At 68.6% G+C, this 20,345-nt stretch carries 20 protein-coding genes and 3 tRNA genes; 9 read left to right on the forward strand and 14 right to left on the reverse strand.

What is annotated here, in order from left to right; translation table 11 throughout:
• The first annotated feature begins 8 nt into the window (after positions 1-8).
• The 5 genes from QO010_RS04725 to sseA all read left to right on the forward strand — a co-directional run bounded on the left by QO010_RS04725 (position 9) and on the right by sseA (position 5,381).
• Complete coding sequence (locus QO010_RS04725; RefSeq protein ID WP_307346619.1) at positions 9-1,316, forward strand: NAD(P)/FAD-dependent oxidoreductase; 1,308 nt, start codon at positions 9-11, stop codon at positions 1,314-1,316.
• A complete protein-coding gene (locus tag QO010_RS04730; RefSeq protein WP_307346622.1) occupies positions 1,313-2,098 on the forward strand; it encodes a DUF1365 domain-containing protein in 786 nt (261 codons plus the stop codon). The genes QO010_RS04725 and QO010_RS04730 overlap by 4 nt, the downstream gene beginning before the upstream one ends.
• A gap of 34 nt (positions 2,099-2,132) precedes the next feature.
• Positions 2,133-3,371, forward strand: a complete 1,239-nt coding sequence (locus QO010_RS04735; protein WP_307346624.1) for a class I SAM-dependent methyltransferase — start codon at positions 2,133-2,135, stop codon at positions 3,369-3,371.
• Positions 3,372-3,523: 152 nt separating this feature from the next.
• Positions 3,524-4,522, forward strand: coding sequence for a cysteine synthase A (locus QO010_RS04740; RefSeq protein ID WP_307347071.1), 999 nt, complete (start codon positions 3,524-3,526; stop codon positions 4,520-4,522).
• Between the two features lie 10 nt (positions 4,523-4,532).
• Positions 4,533-5,381, forward strand: coding sequence for a 3-mercaptopyruvate sulfurtransferase (gene sseA / locus QO010_RS04745; protein ID WP_307346626.1), 849 nt, complete (start codon positions 4,533-4,535; stop codon positions 5,379-5,381).
• A 3-nt stretch (positions 5,382-5,384) separates the two neighbouring features.
• Here the strand turns inward: sseA and QO010_RS04750 are convergent, their stop codons facing one another.
• Positions 5,385-6,485, reverse strand: a complete 1,101-nt coding sequence (locus QO010_RS04750; RefSeq protein ID WP_307346629.1) for an amino acid ABC transporter substrate-binding protein — start codon at positions 6,483-6,485, stop codon at positions 5,385-5,387.
• 89 nt (positions 6,486-6,574) lie between these two features.
• Between QO010_RS04750 and metC the strand changes: the two genes are divergently transcribed.
• On the forward strand, positions 6,575-7,729 hold the full coding sequence (gene metC, locus QO010_RS04755; protein ID WP_307346631.1) for a cystathionine beta-lyase: 1,155 nt from the start codon (positions 6,575-6,577) through the stop codon (positions 7,727-7,729).
• A gap of 107 nt (positions 7,730-7,836) precedes the next feature.
• Positions 7,837-8,202 carry a response regulator gene (locus QO010_RS04760; protein ID WP_307346634.1) on the forward strand — a complete coding sequence of 122 codons (366 nt, stop codon included), beginning with the start codon at positions 7,837-7,839 and terminating at the stop codon, positions 8,200-8,202.
• Between the two features lie 203 nt (positions 8,203-8,405).
• Here QO010_RS04760 and QO010_RS04765 read toward each other — a convergent pair whose 3' ends face one another.
• On the reverse strand, positions 8,406-9,434 hold the full coding sequence (locus QO010_RS04765) for a serine hydrolase domain-containing protein (RefSeq protein WP_307346636.1): 1,029 nt from the start codon (positions 9,432-9,434) through the stop codon (positions 8,406-8,408).
• 98 nt (positions 9,435-9,532) lie between these two features.
• Here QO010_RS04765 and QO010_RS04770 point away from each other — a divergent pair, with 98 nt between their 5' ends.
• Complete coding sequence (locus QO010_RS04770) at positions 9,533-10,699, forward strand: phage tail sheath family protein (RefSeq protein WP_307346639.1); 1,167 nt, start codon at positions 9,533-9,535, stop codon at positions 10,697-10,699.
• Positions 10,700-10,713: 14 nt separating this feature from the next.
• On the opposite strand, the gene QO010_RS04775 is transcribed toward QO010_RS04770, so the two are convergent.
• Positions 10,714-10,790, reverse strand: a tRNA-Arg gene (locus QO010_RS04775).
• Between the two features lie 5 nt (positions 10,791-10,795).
• Positions 10,796-11,101 carry an ETC complex I subunit gene (locus tag QO010_RS04780; RefSeq protein ID WP_307347073.1) on the reverse strand — a complete coding sequence of 102 codons (306 nt, stop codon included), beginning with the start codon at positions 11,099-11,101 and terminating at the stop codon, positions 10,796-10,798.
• Between the two features lie 100 nt (positions 11,102-11,201).
• On the opposite strand from QO010_RS04780, the gene QO010_RS04785 reads away from it, so the two are divergent.
• Positions 11,202-12,017, forward strand: a complete 816-nt coding sequence (locus QO010_RS04785; protein ID WP_307346641.1) for an energy transducer TonB — start codon at positions 11,202-11,204, stop codon at positions 12,015-12,017.
• A gap of 7 nt (positions 12,018-12,024) precedes the next feature.
• On the opposite strand, the gene QO010_RS04790 is transcribed toward QO010_RS04785, so the two are convergent.
• From QO010_RS04790 to QO010_RS04835, 10 genes are all read right to left on the reverse strand, one after another.
• Positions 12,025-12,101 (reverse strand) — tRNA-Pro (locus QO010_RS04790).
• Positions 12,102-12,151: 50 nt separating this feature from the next.
• On the reverse strand, positions 12,152-12,583 hold the full coding sequence (locus tag QO010_RS04795) for a PaaI family thioesterase (protein WP_307346644.1): 432 nt from the start codon (positions 12,581-12,583) through the stop codon (positions 12,152-12,154).
• Positions 12,580-13,095, reverse strand: a complete 516-nt coding sequence (locus QO010_RS04800) for a DUF192 domain-containing protein (protein ID WP_307346647.1) — start codon at positions 13,093-13,095, stop codon at positions 12,580-12,582. The genes QO010_RS04795 and QO010_RS04800 overlap by 4 nt, the downstream gene beginning before the upstream one ends.
• A 29-nt stretch (positions 13,096-13,124) precedes the next feature.
• Complete coding sequence (locus QO010_RS04805) at positions 13,125-13,763, reverse strand: cold-shock protein (protein WP_307346649.1); 639 nt, start codon at positions 13,761-13,763, stop codon at positions 13,125-13,127.
• A gap of 144 nt (positions 13,764-13,907) precedes the next feature.
• A tRNA-Glu gene (locus QO010_RS04810) sits at positions 13,908-13,982 on the reverse strand.
• A gap of 191 nt (positions 13,983-14,173) precedes the next feature.
• Complete coding sequence (gene recJ, locus QO010_RS04815; RefSeq protein WP_307346652.1) at positions 14,174-15,961, reverse strand: single-stranded-DNA-specific exonuclease RecJ; 1,788 nt, start codon at positions 15,959-15,961, stop codon at positions 14,174-14,176.
• Positions 15,962-16,144: 183 nt separating this feature from the next.
• Positions 16,145-17,095: a class II fructose-bisphosphatase gene (gene glpX, locus QO010_RS04820; RefSeq protein WP_307346655.1), complete on the reverse strand. Its 951-nt coding sequence runs from the start codon at positions 17,093-17,095 to the stop codon at positions 16,145-16,147.
• A gap of 58 nt (positions 17,096-17,153) precedes the next feature.
• On the reverse strand, positions 17,154-18,443 hold the full coding sequence (locus QO010_RS04825) for a homoserine dehydrogenase (protein ID WP_307346658.1): 1,290 nt from the start codon (positions 18,441-18,443) through the stop codon (positions 17,154-17,156).
• Between the two features lies 1 nt (position 18,444).
• Positions 18,445-19,662 (reverse strand): LL-diaminopimelate aminotransferase, encoded by a 1,218-nt coding sequence (locus tag QO010_RS04830; protein WP_307346661.1) that lies wholly within the window; start codon positions 19,660-19,662, stop codon positions 18,445-18,447.
• A 113-nt stretch (positions 19,663-19,775) separates the two neighbouring features.
• A complete protein-coding gene (locus tag QO010_RS04835; protein WP_307346664.1) occupies positions 19,776-20,240 on the reverse strand; it encodes a hypothetical protein in 465 nt (154 codons plus the stop codon).
• Between the last annotated feature and the right edge of the window lie 105 nt (positions 20,241-20,345).

Genomic DNA, 20,345 nt, shown 5'->3' on the forward strand with positions numbered 1-20,345 from the left:
GACCTGCCATGAAGATCGCCGTCATCGGAGGAGGCATCGCGGGCCTGGGCGCCGCCTATGCCCTGAAGGACCAGCACCAGGTCGTCCTCTACGAGAAGGACAGCCGGCTGGGCGGCCACGCCAACACCGTCACGGTCGACTATGACGGCGCCGCCATCGACGTCGACACCGGCTTCATCGTCTACAATCACGACAACTATCCCAACCTGGTCGGCCTGTTCGACAGCCTGGGCGTGGCGACCCGCCAGACCGATATGAGCTTCGCCTGCGCCGGCGGCGGGCTGGAATGGTCGTCCAACTTCCCGGGCGGGGTGTTCGCCCAGAAGCGCAACCTGTTCAACCCGACCTTCCTGCGCATGCTCAGCGACATCGGCCGCTTCAACGCCCACGCGCAGTCCGACCTGATCAAGGCCGATTTCCAGGACCTGACCCTGGCCGGCTATCTGAAGGTGCGCGGCTTCACCAATCACTTCCGCGACCGCTACCTGCTGCCGATGGGCGCGGCCATCTGGTCGACCACCGAGGGCCGGATCGGCGACTTCCCGGCCGAGAGTTTCCTGCGCTTCTTCTCCAACCACGGCCTGCTGGCCTTCAGCCAGCCCAAATGGCGCACGGTGATCGGCGGCAGCCGGCGCTATGTGAAACGGATCGGCGACGTGCTGGGCGATCGCGCCCGCATCGGGACCGGCGTCCGCTCGGTCACGCGCCTGCGCAGCGGCAAGATCGAGGTCACAGATCGGGCCGGTCAGGCCGAGCTGTTCGACAAGGTCATCTTCGCCTCGCACCCCGACCAGACGCTGCGGATGCTGCGCGACACCGATCCCGAGGAGCGGGCCTTCCTGGGCGCCATCCGCTACAGCGCCAACCGCGCCGTCCTGCACCGCGACCCGGCCCTGATGCCCAGGCGCCGGGCGGCCTGGGGCAGCTGGAACTATGTGACCGGCGGGAGCGCGCCCTATGTCACCTACTGGATGAACCAGCTGCAGGGCCTGGACCCCGCCCGGCCGCTGTTCGTCAGCCTGAACGGCCCCGAGCCCGACCCGGCCCTGACCTTCGCCAACTTCGACTATGACCACCCGCAGTTCGACACCGCCGCCCTGGCCGCCCAGCGGCAGTTCCAGCGTATTCAGGGCCGGGGCGGGGTGTTCCATGCCGGCGCCTGGCTGGGCTACGGCTTCCACGAGGACGGCCTGACCTCCGGGGTCAAGGCGGCCCTGGCCCTGGGCGGCGACGTCCCCTGGCGGTTTGTCGACCACCGGATTGGCGGCGTGCCCAGGCCCCTGCCCCTTCCGGCGCAGATGGCGGCCGCCGGATGATCCCCGCCCTCTATGTCGGCAGCACGACCCACCACCGGTTCGAGCCCCGGCCGCACCGCTTCCGCTACGCCATCTTCCAGCTGCTGGTCGATGTCGACGACCCTGGCGCCGGCCTGCCGGGCCTGATGCGGCTGGGGCGGTTCGGCCTGTTCTCCTTCACCCCCGCCGACCACGGCGACCGCAGCGGCGCGCCCCTGCGGGCCTGGGTCGAGGCGCGACTGGCCGAGGCGGGGGTGACCGCCAGCGCCGTCCGCATCCGCCTGCTGGCCTTCCCCCGCGTGCTGGGCTTCGTCTTCAACCCGCTGTCGCTGTTCTTCGTGGAAGACACGGACGGGCGGCTGGAGGCGGTGATCTACGAGGTCAACAACACCTTCGGCCAGACCCACGCCTATGTCGTCCCGGCCGCCGGCGCCGGTCGCCAGCGGCAGGCGGCGGCCAAGCGGCTGTATGTCTCGCCCTTCTACGGGGTCGAGGGCGAGTACCGCTTCACGGTGACGCCGCCGGACGAGGGCTTCCACCTGACCATCGTCAAGGCCGTGAATGGCCGGACCGACTTCACGGCCGCGCAGACGGCCCAGAGAGTCCCGTTAAGCAACCCGGTCCTCCTGAAGCTGTTTTTCTCCATGCCGCTGATGACCCTCAAGGTCGTGGCGGCGATCCACTGGGAGGCCCTGCGCCTCCTCATCAAGGGCGCGCCTTTCGGGGCGCGGCCGCCAGGACCCGATGTGGGCGCCAGCCTTGGACAGGCTCTTGTCCGCTCTGCGGAAAATACGCATGTTTAACGTACAGACTTCTGAGCGAGCGTGGAGGACGGAGATGACCGTCACACAATCTCAGCAGACACTGACCGGCGTGGCGTGGGACGCACCCCTTGCCTCGGCCCCCGCGGCCTTCCGAGCCGCCGTCCGGCTTTGCCACGACAACTGGCTCTATGGATCCCTGACCTGGGTGCTGCCCGATGGGTCGGAGATTGTCTGCAGCGGCCGCGAGCCTGGGCCGCGGGGCCGGCTGGTCGTCCACGACTACCGCTTCATCCGGCGCGCTTTCGCTGGCGGCGACATCGGGTTCGCCGAGGGTTTCATGGCCGGGGAATGGGATACGCCCGACCTGGCCGAACTGCTGGGCTGCTTCTCGATCAATTTCGACCGCCTGCACGCCCTGGTCAGCGGCAATCCGATGGTCAAGGCCTACAACTTCATCGTCCACCTGCTGCGGCGCAACGACCGCGAGGGCTCGAGGAAGAACATCCACGCTCACTATGACCTGGGCAATGCCTTCTACAGCCGCTGGCTGGACCGCACGATGACCTACAGCGCCGCCCGCTTCGAGCGGCCGGACGAGCCGCTCGACGAAGCCCAGCGGCGCAAGTACGAGGCCCTGGCCCGGATGATGGCCCTGGCCCCCGACCAGAAGGTGCTGGAGATCGGCTGCGGCTGGGGCGGCTTCGCCGAATACGCCGCCAAGGAGGTGGGGGCCCAGGTCACCGGGATCACCATTTCCAGGGAACAGTATGATTTTGCTCGGAAACGGCTGTTCGAGCAGGGGCTGGCGGAAAAGGCCGATATCCGACTGGTCGACTATCGCGATGTCGAGGGCCAGTTCGACCGGGTCGCCTCGATCGAGATGTTCGAGGCGGTCGGCGAGCAGTACTGGCCGACCTATTTCGACAAGGTGCGGCAGGTGCTGGCGCCCGGTGGCCGGGCGGGCCTGCAGATCATCACCATCCAGGACGAGCTGTTCGCCGCCTACCGCAAGCGGGCCGACTTCATCCAGAAATACATCTTCCCGGGCGGCATGCTGCCCAGCGAGCGGCGGCTGCGCCAGGAGGTCGAGCGGGCGGGCCTCGCCTGGCAGGAGGTCGCGCGGTTCGGCCAGAACTATGCCGACACCCTGGCCGAATGGGGCCGGCGGTTCGAGGGCGCCTGGGACGATATCCGCAAGCTGGGCTTCGACGAGCGGTTCCACAGGCTGTGGCGGTTCTATCTGGGCTACTGCGAGGCAGGCTTCCGCACGAAGCGGACCGATGTCATTCAGCTGGGACTGACGCGAGTCTAGACCCCTTTGGGGTCTAGATTCAAAAGTTAGAGCGCGTTCGAGCGGCGAAACCGCAACACTTTCGCCTAACGCGCTCTTGTAGAAATTCTGCGCTTGCACGGCGGGCCCCGCGCACGATCTAGAGGGCGTTGAGAAACAGCCCCGAGGGCCGCATGGACGTCCGCCACAGTGTCATCGAGGCCATCGGCAACACGCCGCTCATCCGCCTGAAAGCGGCCAGCGAAGCGACCGGGTGTGAGATTCTCGGCAAGGCCGAGTTCATGAACCCGGGCCAGTCGGTCAAGGACCGGGCGGCCCTGGGCATCATCCGCGACGCCGAGGCCCGCGGCGCGCTCAGGCCCGGCGGGCGGATCGTCGAGGGCACGGCGGGCAATACCGGCATCGGCCTGGCCATGGTCGGCTCGGCCCTGGGCTACAAGACCACCATCGTCATTCCCCGCACCCAGAGCCAGGAGAAGAAGGACGCCATCCGCCTGGCCGGGGCCGAACTGGTCGAGGTCGACGCGGTCCCCTATTCCAACCCCGACAACTATGTCCGCGTCTCCGGTCGCTTGGCAGAGGAGCTCAATGCCAGGGAGCCGAACGGCGCGGTCTGGGCCAACCAGTTCGACAATGTCGCCAACCGCCGGGCGCACGAGACCACCACCGGCCCGGAGATCTGGGAACAGACGGGCGGCAAGGTCGACGGCTTCATCTGCGCCATCGGCTCGGGCGGCACCCTGGCCGGGGTGTCGGCGGCGCTGCGGGCCAAGAAGCCCGGTGTGAAGATCGGCCTCGCCGACCCCTACGGCGCCTCGATGTGGAACTGGTTCGTGCACGGCGAACTGAAATCGGAAGGCACATCAGTCACCGAAGGCATCGGCCAGGCCCGGATCACCGCCAATATCGAGGGCCTGGAAGTCGACCACGCCTGGCGGATCGATGACGCCGAGATGGTCCAGACCATCTTCGACCTGACCCTGCATGAGGGGCTGTGCCTGGGCGGCTCCAGCGGTATCAACGTCGCCGGCGCCGTGAAGCTGGCCAAGGAATTGGGTCCCGGCCACACCATCGTGACGGTTCTTTGCGACTACGGTTCGCGCTATCAAAGCAAGCTCTTCAATCCCGCCTTCCTGCGGGAGCACAACCTGCCGGTTCCCGACTGGCTCTAGGGACACTTTCATGACCGACGATCCGATGGTTTCCACCGCCTGGCTGAACGAGCGGCTCGGCGCCCCGGACGTCAAGATCGTCGACGCCAGCCTGTTCCTGCCGGGCGACCCGCGCGACCCCAGGGCCGAGTTCGCCCTGGTCCATATCCCCGGCGCGATGTTCTTCGACATCGACGAGATCTCCGACACCGACAGCCCCCTGCCCCACATGCTGCCCTCGCCGGCCAAGTTCGCCTCGCGGATGAAGGCCATGGGCATCGGCGATGGTTCGCGGATCGTGGTCTATGACAGCCAGGGGCTGTTCTCGGCCGCCAGGGTCTGGTGGATGTTCCGGGCCATGGGTCACCTGGACGTGGTGGTGCTGGACGGCGGCCTGCCCAAATGGATCGCCGAGGGCCGGCCGGTCGACGCCGGGACGCGGCCCCGCCAGGAACGCCACTTCACCGTCCGCTACTCCAACGACCTGGTCCGCGACATCGGCCAGGTTCGCCGCGCCCTGGAGAGCGGCCGCGAGCAGCTGGTCGACGCCCGCCCCGCCGCCCGCTTCACCGGCGAGGCGCCCGAGCCGCGTCCGGGCCTGCGCGGCGGCCATATGCCGGGCGCCAGGAGCGTGCCGGCCGGCAGCCTGCTGGCGCCCGACGGAACTCTGAAAACCTCAGCGCAGCTATCGGAAATCTTTGAGAAAGCCGGTGTCGATCTCAACCGGCCGATCGTCACCACCTGCGGCTCCGGCGTCACGGCCGCCATCGTCGCCCTGGCCCTGGCGCGGCTGGGCCAGCCTAGGGCGGCGGTCTATGACGGCTCCTGGGCCGAATGGGGCGGGCGGGACGATACGCCGGTGGTGACCGGCGCGGCTTGAAACTCAGCGCATGGGCGGGGCGTAGAGCAGTCCCGAAGGATCGGCGTTCCACAGGGCGTTCTGGCCGCGCTCCAGCTTCAGGGCCGAGCGGCCCCCGACGTTGCGCTCGAAGATCTCGCCATAGTTTCCGACCTGGCGGATGGCGTTGAACGCCCAGTCGTCGCTGAGGCCCAGCATGGCGCCGAACCCCGGCTCGGCGCCCAGCAGCCGGCGGATCTCCGGCCGCGTCGCCTCGCGGCGCTGCTGCTCGGCGGTCTTGGCGGTGACCCCCAGCTCCTCGCCCAGGATCAGGGCGTTGAGCGTCCAGCGGACGATGTCGGTCCAGCCAGGATCGCCCTGCCGCACGACCGGGCCCATCGGCTCCTTGGAAATCACATCGGACAGCAGGGCCTGGCCGCCGGGGTTGCTGAGCACCGAACGGGTCGAGGCCAGGGCCGAGATGTCGGCGCTGAGGGCGTCGCAGGCGTCCTGTTCGTAGAGGCTGCGGGCCTTGTCCTCGCTGGCGGCCAGGACGGGCGTGTAGGAAAGGCCGCGGCTGGCGAAGAAGTCGCGCAGGTTCAGTTCCGAGGTGGTGCCCGACTGCACGCAGATCCGCGCCCCGCCCAGCTCGGTGGCGCTCTGCAGGTTCAGCGAGCGCGGGGCCATGAAGCCCTGGCCGTCGTAGTAGCTGATCCCGGCGAAATCGACGCCCTGGCCGGCGTCGCGGCTGAAGGTCCAGGTGGTGTTGCGGGCCAGGACGTCGATCTGGCCGGCCTTCAGGGCGGTGATGCGCGCCGCGTTGCTGAGCGGCACGAAGGTGACCTTGCTGGCGTCGCCCAGCACCGCCGCGGCCAGGGCCCGGCAGAAGTCGACATCGAACCCGCGCCAGGCGCCGCGATTGTCCGGGAAGGCGAACCCGGCCAGGCCTGGATTGATCCCACAGCGTAGCGAGCCCCGGGCCCGGACGGCGGCCAGGGTGCGGCTGGCCGGCGCGGCCGAGCGGGCGTCGTCGGTCACCGGCTTGGCGTCGGGCTTGCCGGCCGCCGTGGTTGGCGCATTCGAGGGTCCGCAAGCCACCACCGCAAGGAGGCTGAGAAGCGTCAAAAACGTCGGCAGACGCTGCACGAGGCCAAGGCTCCTTGATCGACGGGGTGGGACCGCCCTAAGTGCGGGGACTGCAATTTCGCTCCGAACGGCGCAGGGCCGCAACCCGCATGGACGAGAAAACCCGACTGATTCACGCCCGCCGCCGGCCCGGCCCGCTGGCCCGCACGGTCGGTCCGCCGATTCAGCGTGGCTCGACCGTCCTGCTGCCCAACGCCGCGGCCCTGTATGGCGAGGCCCTGGGCTATGGCCGGGCCGGTCTGGAGGCCCAGTTCGCCCTGATGGACGCCCTGAACGAGCTGGAGGGCGGGATTGGCGCGCAGCTCTATCCGTCGGGCCTGGCCGCCGTAACCGGAGCCATGCTGGCGGTGCTGAAGGCCGGCGATCACCTGCTGGTGGCCGACAGCGTCTATCGGCCCACCCGGCAGTTCTGCGAGCGGTTCCTGGGCCGCTATGGTGTGGAGGTCGACTTCTACGACCCGCTTCTGGGCGCCGAGGCGCTGATGGCGCTGACCAGGCCCAACAGCCGGCTGGTCGTCCTGGAATCGCCCGGCTCGCTGACCTTCGACATGCAGGACGCCCCGGCCATCGCCCGGGCCGCCCGGGCCAGAGGCGTGCTGACCCTGATGGACAACACCTGGGGGGCCGGCCTGCTGTTCAAGCCGCTGGCCCACGGGATCGACATCTCGGTCCAGGCCCTGACCAAATATGTCTGCGGCCATTCCGACCTGTTCATGGGCTGCGCCATCGCCGCCGATCCGAAGATCGCCGCCCTGCTGAAGGATGGCGTCCACCAGCTGGGCTGGTCGGTCGCCGCCGAGGCCGCCTACGAGACCCTCAAGGGCCTGCGCACCCTGGCGGTGCGGCTGGATCGGCACGGCCAGTCGGGGCTGGCGGTCGCCCGCTGGCTGGCGCAGCAGCCCGAAGTCACCGAGGTGCTGCACCCCGCCCTGCCCGGCGCGCGCGGCCACGACCTGTGGGCCCGCGACTACAGCGGCGCCTGCGGCCTCTTCGGCCTGACCCTGCAGCCCGCGCCCAAGGCCGCCGTCGACGCCTTCCTGGACGCTCTGAAGCTGTTTGGCCTTGGCTTTTCCTGGGGCGGGTTCGAGAGCCTGGCGATCGGCAGCGACCACCAGATGGGCATCCGGCAGTTCGCGCCCAGCCTGGCCGGTCCGCTGATCCGTCTGCATATCGGGCTGGAAGCCGTTCCGGACCTGATCGCCGACCTGCGCGGCGGGTTGGACGCCTTCGCCGCGGCCCGCTGAAAGTTTTTCAAGAATCTTTGCAACCGATCCTGGAACCGGGCGTTACCGCGCAGATGCCACAAGCGTGCTCAGGTCCAGAGACCTCCACGATCCATCCCGTGGAAGGTTTGGCGCGCCCGCAAATCCTCGTCGTCGACGACAACGAACTGGTGGCCGAAGTCGCCGCCGCCCTGCTCGACGCCCTCGGCTACGACACCCGCATCGCCACCGGCCCGGCCGAAGCGATGGACCTCTATGAGGAAGGCCATTTCACCGCCGTCCTCAGCGACATCGTCATGCCCGGCGGCATCTCCGGCGTACAGCTGGCCAGGCGCCTGCGCATCCGCCAGCCCGACCTGCCCATCCTGCTGTCGACCGGCTACAGCGAGGCCCTGGCCTATGAGGTCATGGACTTCCCGGTCCTGCACAAGCCCTACCGCCTGGCCGACCTGGAAAGCGCGCTCGGCCGGCTGTTCGGCTCGCCGCTTAGCTAGCGCGTTTCCCCCCGGGTTTAAATCGGGGCGGTTCCCACCCCTTCCCGAGAGTCCTGGCGAAGGCCAGGACCCAAGCGGGGTCGGCCACCCTGTCCGCGCCTTTTCAGGACCCTCAGCTTGGACCCTGGCCTTCGCCAGGGAGCCCGGGGATGGGGGAGCAGGCCGTGACCCATCACGGGCGGGAAAGGCTCTAGCGGCCCAGACTAGCGAAAAGCGTCCGCCAGGGCGCGGATCCACACCGGCAGGTTCTGCTTCAGATCCATGGGCGTGGCTCCATGGCGCACAATCACCATGTCCAGGTCCGGGACCACCACGGTGAACTGGCCGTCGTAACCGTTGGCCGAGAATGAGCCGGGTCCGGCGATGCCCAGCCACCAGTGGGCGCCGTAGGGATCGTCCAGGCCGTCGGGGTTTTGCGGGGTCGGGGTGCGGGCATAGTCGACCCAGCCTTCCGGCAGCAGCCGCCTCCCCTCCCAGACCCCGTCCCTCAGATAGAGCAGGCCGAAGCGGGCGAAGTCGCGCGGGGTGGCGAAGCAGAAGGACGAGCCGATAAAGGTCCCGGCCTCGTCGAACCTGGGCAGCGGACTGGTCATGCCCAGCGGCTCGAACAGCCGAGCGCGCATGAAGGCCTCGAAATCGGCCCCCGACGCCCCCAGCGCCCGGGCGGCGCAGCGGCTGGCGATGTTGCTGGTCCCGCTGGAATAGGACCAGAAGCTGTTCGGTGCGTGCTCGAGCGGGAAGGCGGCGGCGAACCCGGCCACGTCATCCTTGCCCTTGCCGAACAGCATCTCGATGACGTCCGAGCCTTGGTCGGGCAGGTAGATCTCGGTGAATTTCAGTCCGCTGGACATGCGCAGCAGCTGGTCCAGCGTGATGGCCCCGCGCGGATCGCCCGCGCCGCGCCATTCGGGCACGTCGGCCGGAGCGTGGATGTCGAGCTTGCCGTCGCCAACCAGGAGGCCGACCAGGGCCTGGGTGATGCTCTTGGCCTTGGACCAGCTGTGGCAGGTGTCGTCGGGGCCCCTCCCCTGGCCATAGCGCTCAAAGATCAGCCTGCCGCCCTGGATGATGACCACAGCCTGGGTCTCGCCGAGATGGGCGGCCGCCTCGGGGCCGAACGCCTGGTCGAGCAGCGGCGCCAGGTCGACCCCGGCCGGCAGATCGCCAAGCGGCCAGCCTTGGGTGGGCCAGGGTGTGGCGGCGGGTTGGGCAGGCAGAGGGGCGAGGGTCATGGCGCCCAGTGTTCAACGCCGCTCGGCCCGCGTCCAGTGCTGGGCCTTTGCAGATCGCCACAACAACTCTAGCCTGCCCCTGGAAGGGGAGGCAGCCCATGAGCGAAGTTACCATGCCCGGCGTCTATGTGCAGGAACTGCCGTCGGGGATTGGGCCGGTCGTCCCGGCCCCCACCAACATCACCGCCTTTGTCGGCCGCACCCAGACTGGCGCGGCCGGGTCCGCCGCCACGGTTACCGGCATCGCCGACTATTTCAGCCAGCTCGGCCCCGTCTCGGCCGACCTGCCCCTGAGCCTGGCGGTGCGAGACTATTTCAACAACGGCGGAGGGGTTGCCATCGTCCTGTCCGTAGGCAGCCCAACCGCGCCGCTGTCCGACGCCGAATGGCTGGCGGCGGTCAACGGGCTGGGCGCCGCGCCTCAGTTCAACATCCTGGCCCTTTCGCCGGACGTTCCGGGCGAGGACGTCCCGTCCACGGTCACCATGGCGGCGGTGGCCCAGTGCGCGGCGCTCGGCGCCACGGCCATCCTGGGGCCGCTGGCGTCCTGGCAGGTGGCCTTCGAGGCCCAAACCCTGGATACCATCTCGGTGGACAACCTGGGTCCCCTGCCCCTCTCCAGCCGGCAGGCGGCCGCGGTCTATTTTCCCAACCTGCTGGTTCCCGATCCCCAGACCACCCAGCCCATCGCGGCCTCGCCGGTCGGGGCGGTGGCCGGCGTCTGGGTGTCGACCACTGTCGAGAACGGTGTCTGGGTGGCGCCGGCGGGGGTCAACCACGGCCTGATCGGCGCCGACGGCCTGACCGCCGCCCTCACCGACGCCAACGACCTGACCCTGACCGGCGCCGGCGTCAACGCCCTGCGCTCGATGGTGAACTACGGACTGGTGATCTGGGGCGCCAAGACCCTGACCGGCGTCGCCGGCAGCATGGATCCCTGGCGCTATATCCAGATCCGCCGCACCCTCATCTATATCGAGCAAAGCCTGAAGGGCAGCTTGAACTGGGTCGCCTTCCAGCCGAACAACGCCCGGCTTTGGCCCATCATTACCCAGGTGGTCAGCCAGTTCCTCACCACGATATGGCAGAGCGGCGGGATGTTCGGCGGGACCCAGGCCGAAGCCTTTTCCGTCATCTGCGACGCCTCGAACAACACCCCCGCCGACATGGCCGCCGGCGTCGTGAACGTCCAGATCCAGGTGGCGCTGCTGGCGCCGGCTGAATTCCAGGTGATCCAGCTGCAATTCGAAGCCGCGGCGACCTAACGGGCGCGAGCGCCTGGCGACCCCGGCAGGACTTGAACCTGCAACCGTCCGCTTAGAAGGCGGATGCTCTATCCGGTTGAGCTACGGGGTCTAACCTTAGTGGGTCCAGGGGATGCGGCGGCCGGTGGCGAAGTTGTCGGCATAGGCCTTGATGATCCGCTTGGGCTCCTTGGTCTCGAAGACCTGGAAGGCGATGCCGTGCTTCTGGGCGTAGGCGACGGCTTCCTCGCGGGTTTCGAAATTCAGGCGGACCTGGCCGTTCATGTCGGTGGACTGGGTCCAGCCGGTCAGCGGGTCGTTGCGTCTGGCCGAGGCCGGTTCGAATTCCAGCAGCCAGTCGTTGGTCTTGGCCTTGCCAGACTGCATGGCGGTCTTGGCGGGGCGGTAGATGCGGGCCAGCATGGCGTTCACTTCCGGGCGGCGAGTCTGTAGCGTGTCTTCAGTTGGTGCATAGCTTGGCGGCCCGGCAGGGTCCAGCCGCAAGCCGGCGGGGGTCAAAGTCATGAAGTCGCGGACGCTATTGCTGACGGTCGCCATCCTGTTGCTGGGCGCCCAGGCCCTGGCGGCCGATTCCAAGGGGCCCCTGGTCACCGACCCTGACTGGGACCGCCGCCCTTTGGGCGACGATGTCGCCAAATACTATCCAGACAAGGCCATGACCAATGGCATAAGCGGCAAGGCGATCATCGCCTGCCGTATCGCGGTCACCGGCTATCTCGAGAACTGCCGCATCATGGACGAGGCGCCGGCCGGCCAGGACTTCGGCGTCGCCAGCGTCCGGATGGCGGAAAAGCGCCTCTTCCACATGAAGCCGATGAGCCTGATGGGCAGGCCCGTGGGAGGACAGGTCGTCTTCGTGCCCGTCGTCTGGCTGGCGCCCGACTCCAGCGGCTATCCCCGCACCGACTTCAGACCGGGCGACAACGCCCTTCTGCTGACGCCCGATCCAGCCGGCTCGATCCGCTGTCCGACCGCCGCCGCGCCGGGCCAGATGTGCAAGCCGCATACGGTCAGCTGGACCGAGCAGCCGATGTTCCTGGAGATCAAGGCCCAGCAGGCGGCTGGCGGCGCTCTGGAGGGTCTCAGCCAACTCAACTGCCAGATCCAGCCGGACCTGCGGCTTAAGGACTGCAAGATCGCGGGGGTGACGACGCCAGCGGCCGTGGCGGCCGCGACGGCCATCGCCGATGGCCTGTTGGCGCCGGCAAAAGCCGAGGATGGGACCGCGACGGTCGGCGCCCGCATCGTTGTGACACTGAACTGGACCCGCCTGATCCAGAAGATGGCCGCCTATGACAAGGTGACCGACGGGCTATAGGTCCGGATGGTCGGGGCGAGAGGATTCGAACCTCCGACCCTCTGCTCCCAAAGCAGATGCGCTACCAGGCTGCGCCACACCCCGTTGATCCGGTGTATCAGGCGCGGGTGTTTGCCACGCCCGCGCTCTCGACGCTAGAGGTCGATCTTGCGGTGCATGGTCTTGAAGATGCCTGAGGCCCGCATGACCTGTTTCTCGCCCACCCGGATGCGGCCTTCGACGAAGACCATGTCCTTGGTCTTGCGGGTGACATGGGCGTCGCCGAACACCCACTCCCCGGCCCTGGCCATCGACAGATAGTCAAGCGACAGGTGGATGGTCACCGAGGCGCCGCCGGTGGCGCGGTGCACGGCCCTGGCCAGCAGGCCGTCCATGAAGGTGGCCAGCATGCCGCCATGGACGATGCCCATGCCGTTGCAGTGGCGCTTCAGCCCAAAGAAGGCGTGCTCGAAGCCGCCGTCCTCGTTGAAGCGATGGAAGAAGGGGCCGTTGTGGGTGGTGTAGGGGCCGCGCGCCGAGGATTCGAAGCCCGCCGGCGGCTCGGGAACCCGCTCGTTCTCGCTCACTTGGGAGCGCCGCCCGGCAGCGTCGAGAAATGCACCCGGTCGCCGGGCGCCAGGCCCAGGGCGGCGGCGCGGCCGGCGCCCAGCTCCAGGACGCCGCGGATCACGCCGTTCGAGGCGGTGAGTTCATCGGACATCGGGGTGACATCGTGGGCGATGGAGAGGATGCGGCCGTCCGGGGCAATGAACACCATGTCCAGCGAGATCAGGGTGTTGTGCATCCAGAAGGTCACGGCGCGGGGCGGGCTGAAGTCGAACATCATGCCCCGGTCGGCGGCGATGGACGGGCGGCACATCAGTCCCAGGTTCCGCAGAGGCTCGGTGTCGGCCAACTCGACCTTCACCGCCACCACGCCCTTGGCGGTGTCGATGGTTAGGTCATGCAGCGCCGGATTGGCCGGAACCACAAAGCCGTCGCAGTTTTGCGGGACGGGAGGCGCATCGGAATTGGCCGGGCCCGCGCAGGCGGCCAACAACACCGCCACGGTCGCCACAAGGCTCCAGCGCGAAACCATACGTCACTCCAGAAACTAGGACTCCGGCGTCAGGACGCGGAAATCTCGGCCACTACCAGACCCTTGGGTCCCTGACCGAAACGGACCATCACCGTCTCGCCGGGCTGCAGGTCATCCAGACCGCTGCGGCGCAGAGTCTCGATGTGGACGAAAATATCGCCTGGCTCGCCGTCGCGCACCACGAAACCGTAGCCCTTGGTGCGATTGAACCATTTGACCGTGCAGCGCTCCAGCGGCCCCTCGGCCCGAAGCGCGGGCGCCGGACGCCGGGGCGCTTCGCGGAAGCTGTCACGGGGCGCGCCGAAGCCGCCGCCGTCGCGGCGTTCGCGGCGGAAGCCGTCGCCGGCGCCGCCACCGTCGAACCGTCTCTGCGGCCGTTCCAGGGGGGCCAGCGCGGTGCTCTCGTCGAACTCGACCACCTCGGCCACCTGCCAGCCCTTGGGCCGGCGCACGACGTCGCAGGTGATGCTCGAGCCTTCCGGCGCCGACTCACGGCCGGCATTGCGCAAGGACGTCACGTGAAGCAGCACGTCCTTCAGTCCGGTCTGACCGGGATCGTCGGGCACGATGAAGCCGTAACCCTTGCCCGCGTCGAACCACTTAACCTTGCCGTTGATCCGCACGCTCTCGTCGTGGGACCCGGCCTCCTCGAAATCGTAACCAGACATTCCGCCCCTCAGCGCCGCCCCAAAGTCCCTATGGGCGGTCCATTCAGTATACCACTGTTCTCGCAGGAGGAGAGCCGTCAACCCGGGAATTCGCTTTAGAGAGGGGAAATCCCCGCAAACCGCGACAATTCGCCGCAGATGGAATGGCACGCCCTAGGGGAGTCGAACCCCTCTTACCAGATTGAAAATCTGGGGTCCTAACCGATAGACGAAGGGCGCACGGCAGGGAGCCGGGTCTATAGCCGCGTTGCTTTTGGCGTGCAAGCCTTGCGGGACGGGTTTTTGGCGGCTTTTAGCCCGGACCCTGACCGTTTCAGATGAAGTCATCTGAAACGGCAAGAAGGGTCCTGTTTTCAGAGTGTAGAGCACGTCGGGCGGCAGAACCGGTGTCCACTTCTGCCTGACGTGCTCTACGTGACCATACGGGGGTCGGCGCCGTCCTCGATCTCGAATTGGACGCCCTCCCGCCCCTGCCAGTCGTCGGGTTTCAGCCGGCCGACCAGATGCATGGACGCGGGGCTGGCCAGCAGCCGGCGGCCCAGGTCCGTCTCCTCCGCCCGCCAGGCCATGGCCTTGAGGCGCTGGCCGGAATTGTCGATCAGGGTGCAGCGGATATGGCCGCCCTTCACCGGCGTGGCCCGCTCGATTCGGGCCCCGGCGATGGCGAACATCGGCTCGGGATTGCCCGGTCCGAACGGGGCCAGGCGCTGGAAGTCCTGCCACAGAGCCCGGTCGGCGCCCGTGCCGATCAGGGCGTCGATCTCGACGGCGTCCGCGGCCGCCGCCTCGTCCATCTCGCCAGCCAGCCGCGCGTTGAGGAAATCGCGCAGCTCCGGGACCGCCGAGGGCCGGATGGTCAGGCCCGCCGCCATGGCGTGGCCGCCGCCGGCCAGCAGCAGGCCCTCGTCGAAGGCGGCCTGCACCGCGGCGCCCAGATTGACCCCCGGCTGCGAGCGGCCCGAGCCCTTGCCGATATCGCCGGCCCGGTCGACGCCGATCACCACCACCGGCTTGCGATAACGCTCGCGCAGCCGGCCGGCGACGATGCCGACCACGCCGGGGTGCCAGTCATCACCGGAGACGACGATGGCGGCGGCGTTGGGATCCAGATTGCTGTCCCGCTCGATGGCGACCACGGCCTCGTCGATGACCTGCCGCTCGACCTCCTTGCGGGAGGCATTGAGACTGTCGAGCTGTTGGGCCAGGTCGGCGGCCTCGTCCGGATCGTCGGTGGCCAGCAGCCGCGCGCCCAGGTCCGAGCGGCCGATCCGGCCCGCCGCATTGATTCGCGGGCCCAGCACCCAGCCGACATGGAAGACGCCCGCCGGGCCAGAGGCGCCGGCGACGTCCATCAGCGCCTTGAGGCCGGGGTTCTTCCAGCCGCTCATGACCCTTAGGCCCTGGCTGGCCAGGGCGCGGTTGAAGCCGTGCAGCGAGGTGACGTCGCAGATGGCCCCCATGGCGGCCAGGTCCAGCCACTGGCGCAGGTCCGGTTCGGGCCGCTCGGCGAACAGCCCGCGCTTGCGGGCCTCGCGGTTGAGGGCGGCCAGCAGCACGAAGGTCACCCCGGCGGCGGCCAGATGCCCCTGCCCCGAGGTGTCGTCCGGCCGGTTGGGGTTGACCAGGGCGGCGGCCGGGGGTGGCTCGCCGCGCATCAGGTGGTGGTCGATGACCACGACGTCGAGGCCGATCTTCGCCGCTTCGTGGAGTGCGTCATGGGCGGCCGCCCCGCAGTCGACAGTGACCACCAGCTCGGCCCCCGACTCGCGGATATGGCGGAAGGCGGCGGGGCTGGGCCCATAGCCTTCGGTGACACGGTCGGGGACATAGACCGGGATCTCCTGGCCCATGGCCCGGAACCAGCGGACGATCTGGGCGGCGCTGGAGGCCCCGTCGACATCGTAGTCGGCGAAAACGGTCATCGGCCGGCCAGCCTGCAGAGCGTCCACTAAAATGGACGCCGCCTTGTCCATGTCCGCGAAACTGGACGGATCGGGGAACTGGGCCTTGAGGGTCGGGGTCAGGTAGTCGGCCACCTGCTCGATGGTGACGCCCCGGCTGGCCACGGCCCGGGCCAGCGGCTCGGACAGGCCGTGTCGGGTCTGATGGTAGCGGGTCGTGTTGTCGTCGGCCGGCCGTTGCCGCCAGGCCCGGCCGGTCAGCGAGCGGGAAACGCCTAGAAACGTGTCGTCAGACATGGCCAAAAGCCCTTCCCCCGCTGGCGGGGGAAGTGGCCCGACAGCGAAGCTGGAGGGTCGTTGGGGGTCCTTGCGGCGCTGGCCTAGTCTGCGGGGGCTGCCGGAAGGCCCCCCATCGACCTTCGATGCTGCGCATCTCAGGCCACTTCCCCCGCCAGCGGGGGAAGGGCTGGAATTCGAACATCAAACCGGCCGCTTCATCCGCACTTCGCGCACCGTGCGGGTCGAGGAGTTCATCACCAGCGAATGGGTGTGGACGAAGCCGCCCTCCAGGCGCACGCCATCCAACAGGGCGCCCTTGGTCACGCCGGTGGCGGCGAAGATGGCGTCGGCCCGGACGATTTCGTTCAGAGTGTATTTCTTGTCCAGATCGGTGATGCCGATGCGGGCGGCCCGGGCGCGCTCGTCGTTGTTGCGGAACACCAGCCGGCCCTGGAACTGGCCGCCGACGCATTTCAGCGCCGCGCAGGCCAGGACGCCCTCGGGGGCGCCGCCCTGGCCGACATAGAGGTCGACGCCGGTCGAGGGATCGGCGGTGTTCATCACCCCGGCCACGTCGCCGTCGGTGATCAGATAGACCCGGGCGCCCGCGTCGCGCAGGCTGGCGATGATCTCGGCATGGCGCGGGCGATCCAGCACGCAGACGGTGATCTCGCTGACCGGCACGCCCTTGGCGGCGGCCATGGCCTTGGCGTTGTCGGCCGGCGACTTGTCGAGATCGATGATCCCGTCCTTGAAGCCAGGCCCGCAGGCGATCTTGTCCATATAGGTGTCGGGGGCGTTCAGCAGGGTCCCGGCCGGGGCCCAGGCCATCACCGCCAGGGCGTTGGCCATGGCCTTGGCGGTCAGGGTCGTGCCTTCCAGCGGGTCCAGGGCAATGTCGACCCGGGGGCCGCCCTTGCCGACCTTCTCGCCGATATAGAGCATCGGGGCTTCGTCCCGCTCGCCCTCGCCGATGACGATCTCGCCATCGATGTCGAGGTCGTTGAGGGCATTGCGCATGGCGTCGACGGCGGCCTGGTCGGCGGCCTTCTCGTCGCCGCGGCCGACCATGGCCCAGGAAGCGATGGCGGCGGCTTCCGTGACGCGGACAGCGTCCAGCACCAGGCCGCGGTCAAGAACGTCTGAACTCATGTAAGGCGTCTCCCGGTCCCACAAGTGGGGACCGTCCCCATCTATTCTTCAAGGATTCTCAGATGCGCGCGATGCGCAACAGGCGGGGACGCTCTAGCACAGCAGGAAGTTTTTCGATGCGGTTTATCGCATCGGTCAGCACCGATTCCGCCGTCGCATGGGTGGTCAGCACAATCGGCACCCCGCCGGCGTCCTCGACGGGCTTTTGCAGGAAGCTGTCGATGGAGACGCCGCACTCGGCCAGGGTCTCGGAAACCGCCGCGATGACGCCGGCCTGGTCGCGGACCAGCAGGCGCAGATAGGCCTTGCCGACCCGGCGCGTGGGGGCCACGGCCACGAAGGGCCGAAGCTTGCCGGCCGGGGCCTGGAAGACCGGGCGACTGGCCCCGGTCATCACGTCGGCGATATCGGCGGCGACGGCGGCGGCGGTCGGGCCCGAGCCCGCGCCCGGGCCCTGGATGAAGATGCGGCCGATGCGCCTGCCCTCGATGAAGAGGGCGTTCAGCGCCCCCCGCGTCTCGGCCAGCGGATGGCCCAGCGGCACCAGCGAGGGGTGAACGCGGACGGCCACGCCCTCTTCGGAGCGGTCGGCCGAGGCGATCAGGCGGATGCGATAGCCCAGGTCCTTGGCCAGCTTGATGTCGAGCAGCTCGATCTGGCTGATCCCCTCGATCTCGGCCGCCGCGAAGGTCGGGGCGCAGCCGAAGGCCAGGGCCGCCAGGATCGAGACCTTGTGGGCGGCGTCGAAGCCGCCGACATCCATGGTCGGGTCGGCCTCGGCATAGCCCATGCGCTGGGCGTCGCCGAGCACGTCGGCGAAGGAACGGCCCGAGGCCTCCATCTCCGAGAGGATGTAGTTGCAGGTGCCGTTGAGGATGCCCGCGACGCTGGCCACGTCGTCGCCGACCATGGCCTCACGCAGCATCTTCACCGCCGGGGTGCCGCCCATGACGGCCGCCTCGAACAGCAGCGGCACGCCGGCCGCTTCGGCGAGGGCCGCCAGTTCGGCGCCGTGCTCGGCGATCAGGGCCTTGTTGGCGGTGACCACCGGCTTGCCGGCCTTCAGCGCCGCCTCGACCGCGGCCTTGGCCGGGCCGTCCGAGCCGCCGACCAGCTCGACGAAGACGTCGGTCTCGGGGCTGAGCGCCAGCTGCACCGCATCGTCGAACCAGGCGTAGCCTGAGATATCGACCGGGCGCGGCCGGGATTTTGAGCGGGCCGAGACGCCGGTGATCACGGCCTTGCCGCCGGCGGGGGCGAAGTCCGGGCGTTCGCTCAGGAACTGCAGCAGCCCCGAGCCGACGGTGCCCAGGCCCGCGACGCCAAGGCGCCAGGTTTTCTGGGTCATGTCAGGCCCCTAGCTTGTTGTGGGCGCGGCCGAGGATCTCGTCCGCGTTGGTGAGGAAGCGTTTGACGTTGCGGGCCGCCTGCCGGATGCGGTGCTCGTTCTCGACCAGTCCGATACGCACATAGCCCTCGCCATATTCGCCAAAGCCCAGGCCCGGCGCCACCGCCACCCCGGCCTCTTCGACCAGCAGGCGCGAGAACAGCATCGACCCCGCTTCCCGATACGGCTCGGGGATCGGCGCCCAGGCGAACATCGAGGCCGGCGGGCTGGGAATGTCCCACCCTGCCCGCTTCATGGACGAGACCAGCACGTCCCTGCGCGATTTATAGATGGCCCGGATCTCGTCGACACAGTCCTGCGGCCCGTTCAGCGCCGCCGAGGCCGCGACCTGGATGGGCAGGAAGGCGCCGTAGTCGAGATAGGACTTCACCCGCGCCAGGGCCGCGCAGATCCGCTCGTTGCCCACCACCATGCCGCAGCGCCAGCCGGCCATGGCGTAGGTCTTGGACAGCGAATTGACCTCGACGGCGATGTCCTTGGCGCCCTCGACCTGCAGGACCGAGGGGGGCGGGTTGTCGTCGAAATAGATCTCGGAATAGGCGATGTCGGAGATGACCAGCAGCTCGTGCTTCTTCGCCAGCCGAATGGCTTCCTTGTAGAAGTCGAGGTCCACCCACTGCGCCGTCGGGTTGGACGGATAGCTGAGGATCAGCACGCTGGGCGGCGGGGCGGAATGGCGCACCGCGCGGTCGACGCCGGCCAGATATTCCTCGGGCGAGAGGGCGGGCACATGGCGGATCACCCCGCCAGCCATGATGAAGCCGAAGGCGTGGATCGGATAAGCGGGGTTGGGGCAGATGACCACGTCGCCGGGGGCGGTCAGGGCCTGGGCCAGGTTGGCGAACCCCTCCTTCGACCCCAGGGTGGCGATGACCTCGCGGTCGGGGTCCAGCTTCACGCCAAAGCGGCGGTCGTAGTAGCCGGCCATGGCCCGGCGCAGGCCGATGATGCCCTTGGAGGCGGAATAGCGGCCGGCCTTGGGGTCGCGGGCGGTCTCGACCAGTTTCTCGACGATATGCTTAGGGGTCGGCATGTCCGGGTTGCCCATGCCGAAGTCGATGATGTCGATCCCCTGGGCGCGCAGCCGCGCCTTGATCTTGTTGACCTCTTCGAAAACGTAAGGCGGCAGGCGCCGGATGCGGTGGAACTCGGGGGTCATGAAGGGCTCTTTGCGCCATCCTTGGCGCGCCTGGAGCGGAAGTCGCGCATGGATAGCCTCACGCGGAGGCCCGGCCAAGCGGGTTGCTGGAAGATTATGCCCCCGACTGACGCCTAGTGCGGCCGCGGGGGCGGGCTAGCCTTGGCGCGAAGAGCTCGGGCATAGGCTTCGGAGCTGGCCACTTCCGCGTCGGTGGGCGCGTTGACCGTGCCGACCTTGGCTTCGGTCATGGCCTGGGCGGCGAAGGCGTCGGTTTCAGACAGGGTCCAGGTCGAGGGCGCGGTGGCGGCGATCAGCGCCTCGGCGGTCTGCTGCTGGCCGGTGACGTCGGCCTTGTACTGATCGGCCGTCTTCAGGTCGGTCGGCGCCTCGGGAATGCTGGCGAAGGTCGGATAGTCGCCCGGCGCGTTCAGCACGTCGGCCACGGCGGCCGCCGCCGGCGACTTCTGGTCGATGGGCGGGGCGGCGAAGGTCTCGTCCACGGTCGGCAGGCCCGCGCAGGCGCAGAGCAGCAGGCCGGCGCCGGCGATCAGGGCCAGGCGGGAAGCGGTTTTGAAAGTTCGCGTTTCGCCGTTCATTTCAACCCTGGTCTTATGCGATGATTGCGGCGAACAAAAGAGCGCGCGCGAATGCCGCCGAAAGCAGAGGAAGCAGCCATGGCCGACTCCAAGTCCGGTAAACCG

Origin of the sequence: Caulobacter ginsengisoli, from assembly GCF_030814835.1 — a bacterium.
Lineage (GTDB): Bacteria > Pseudomonadota > Alphaproteobacteria > Caulobacterales > Caulobacteraceae > Caulobacter > Caulobacter ginsengisoli.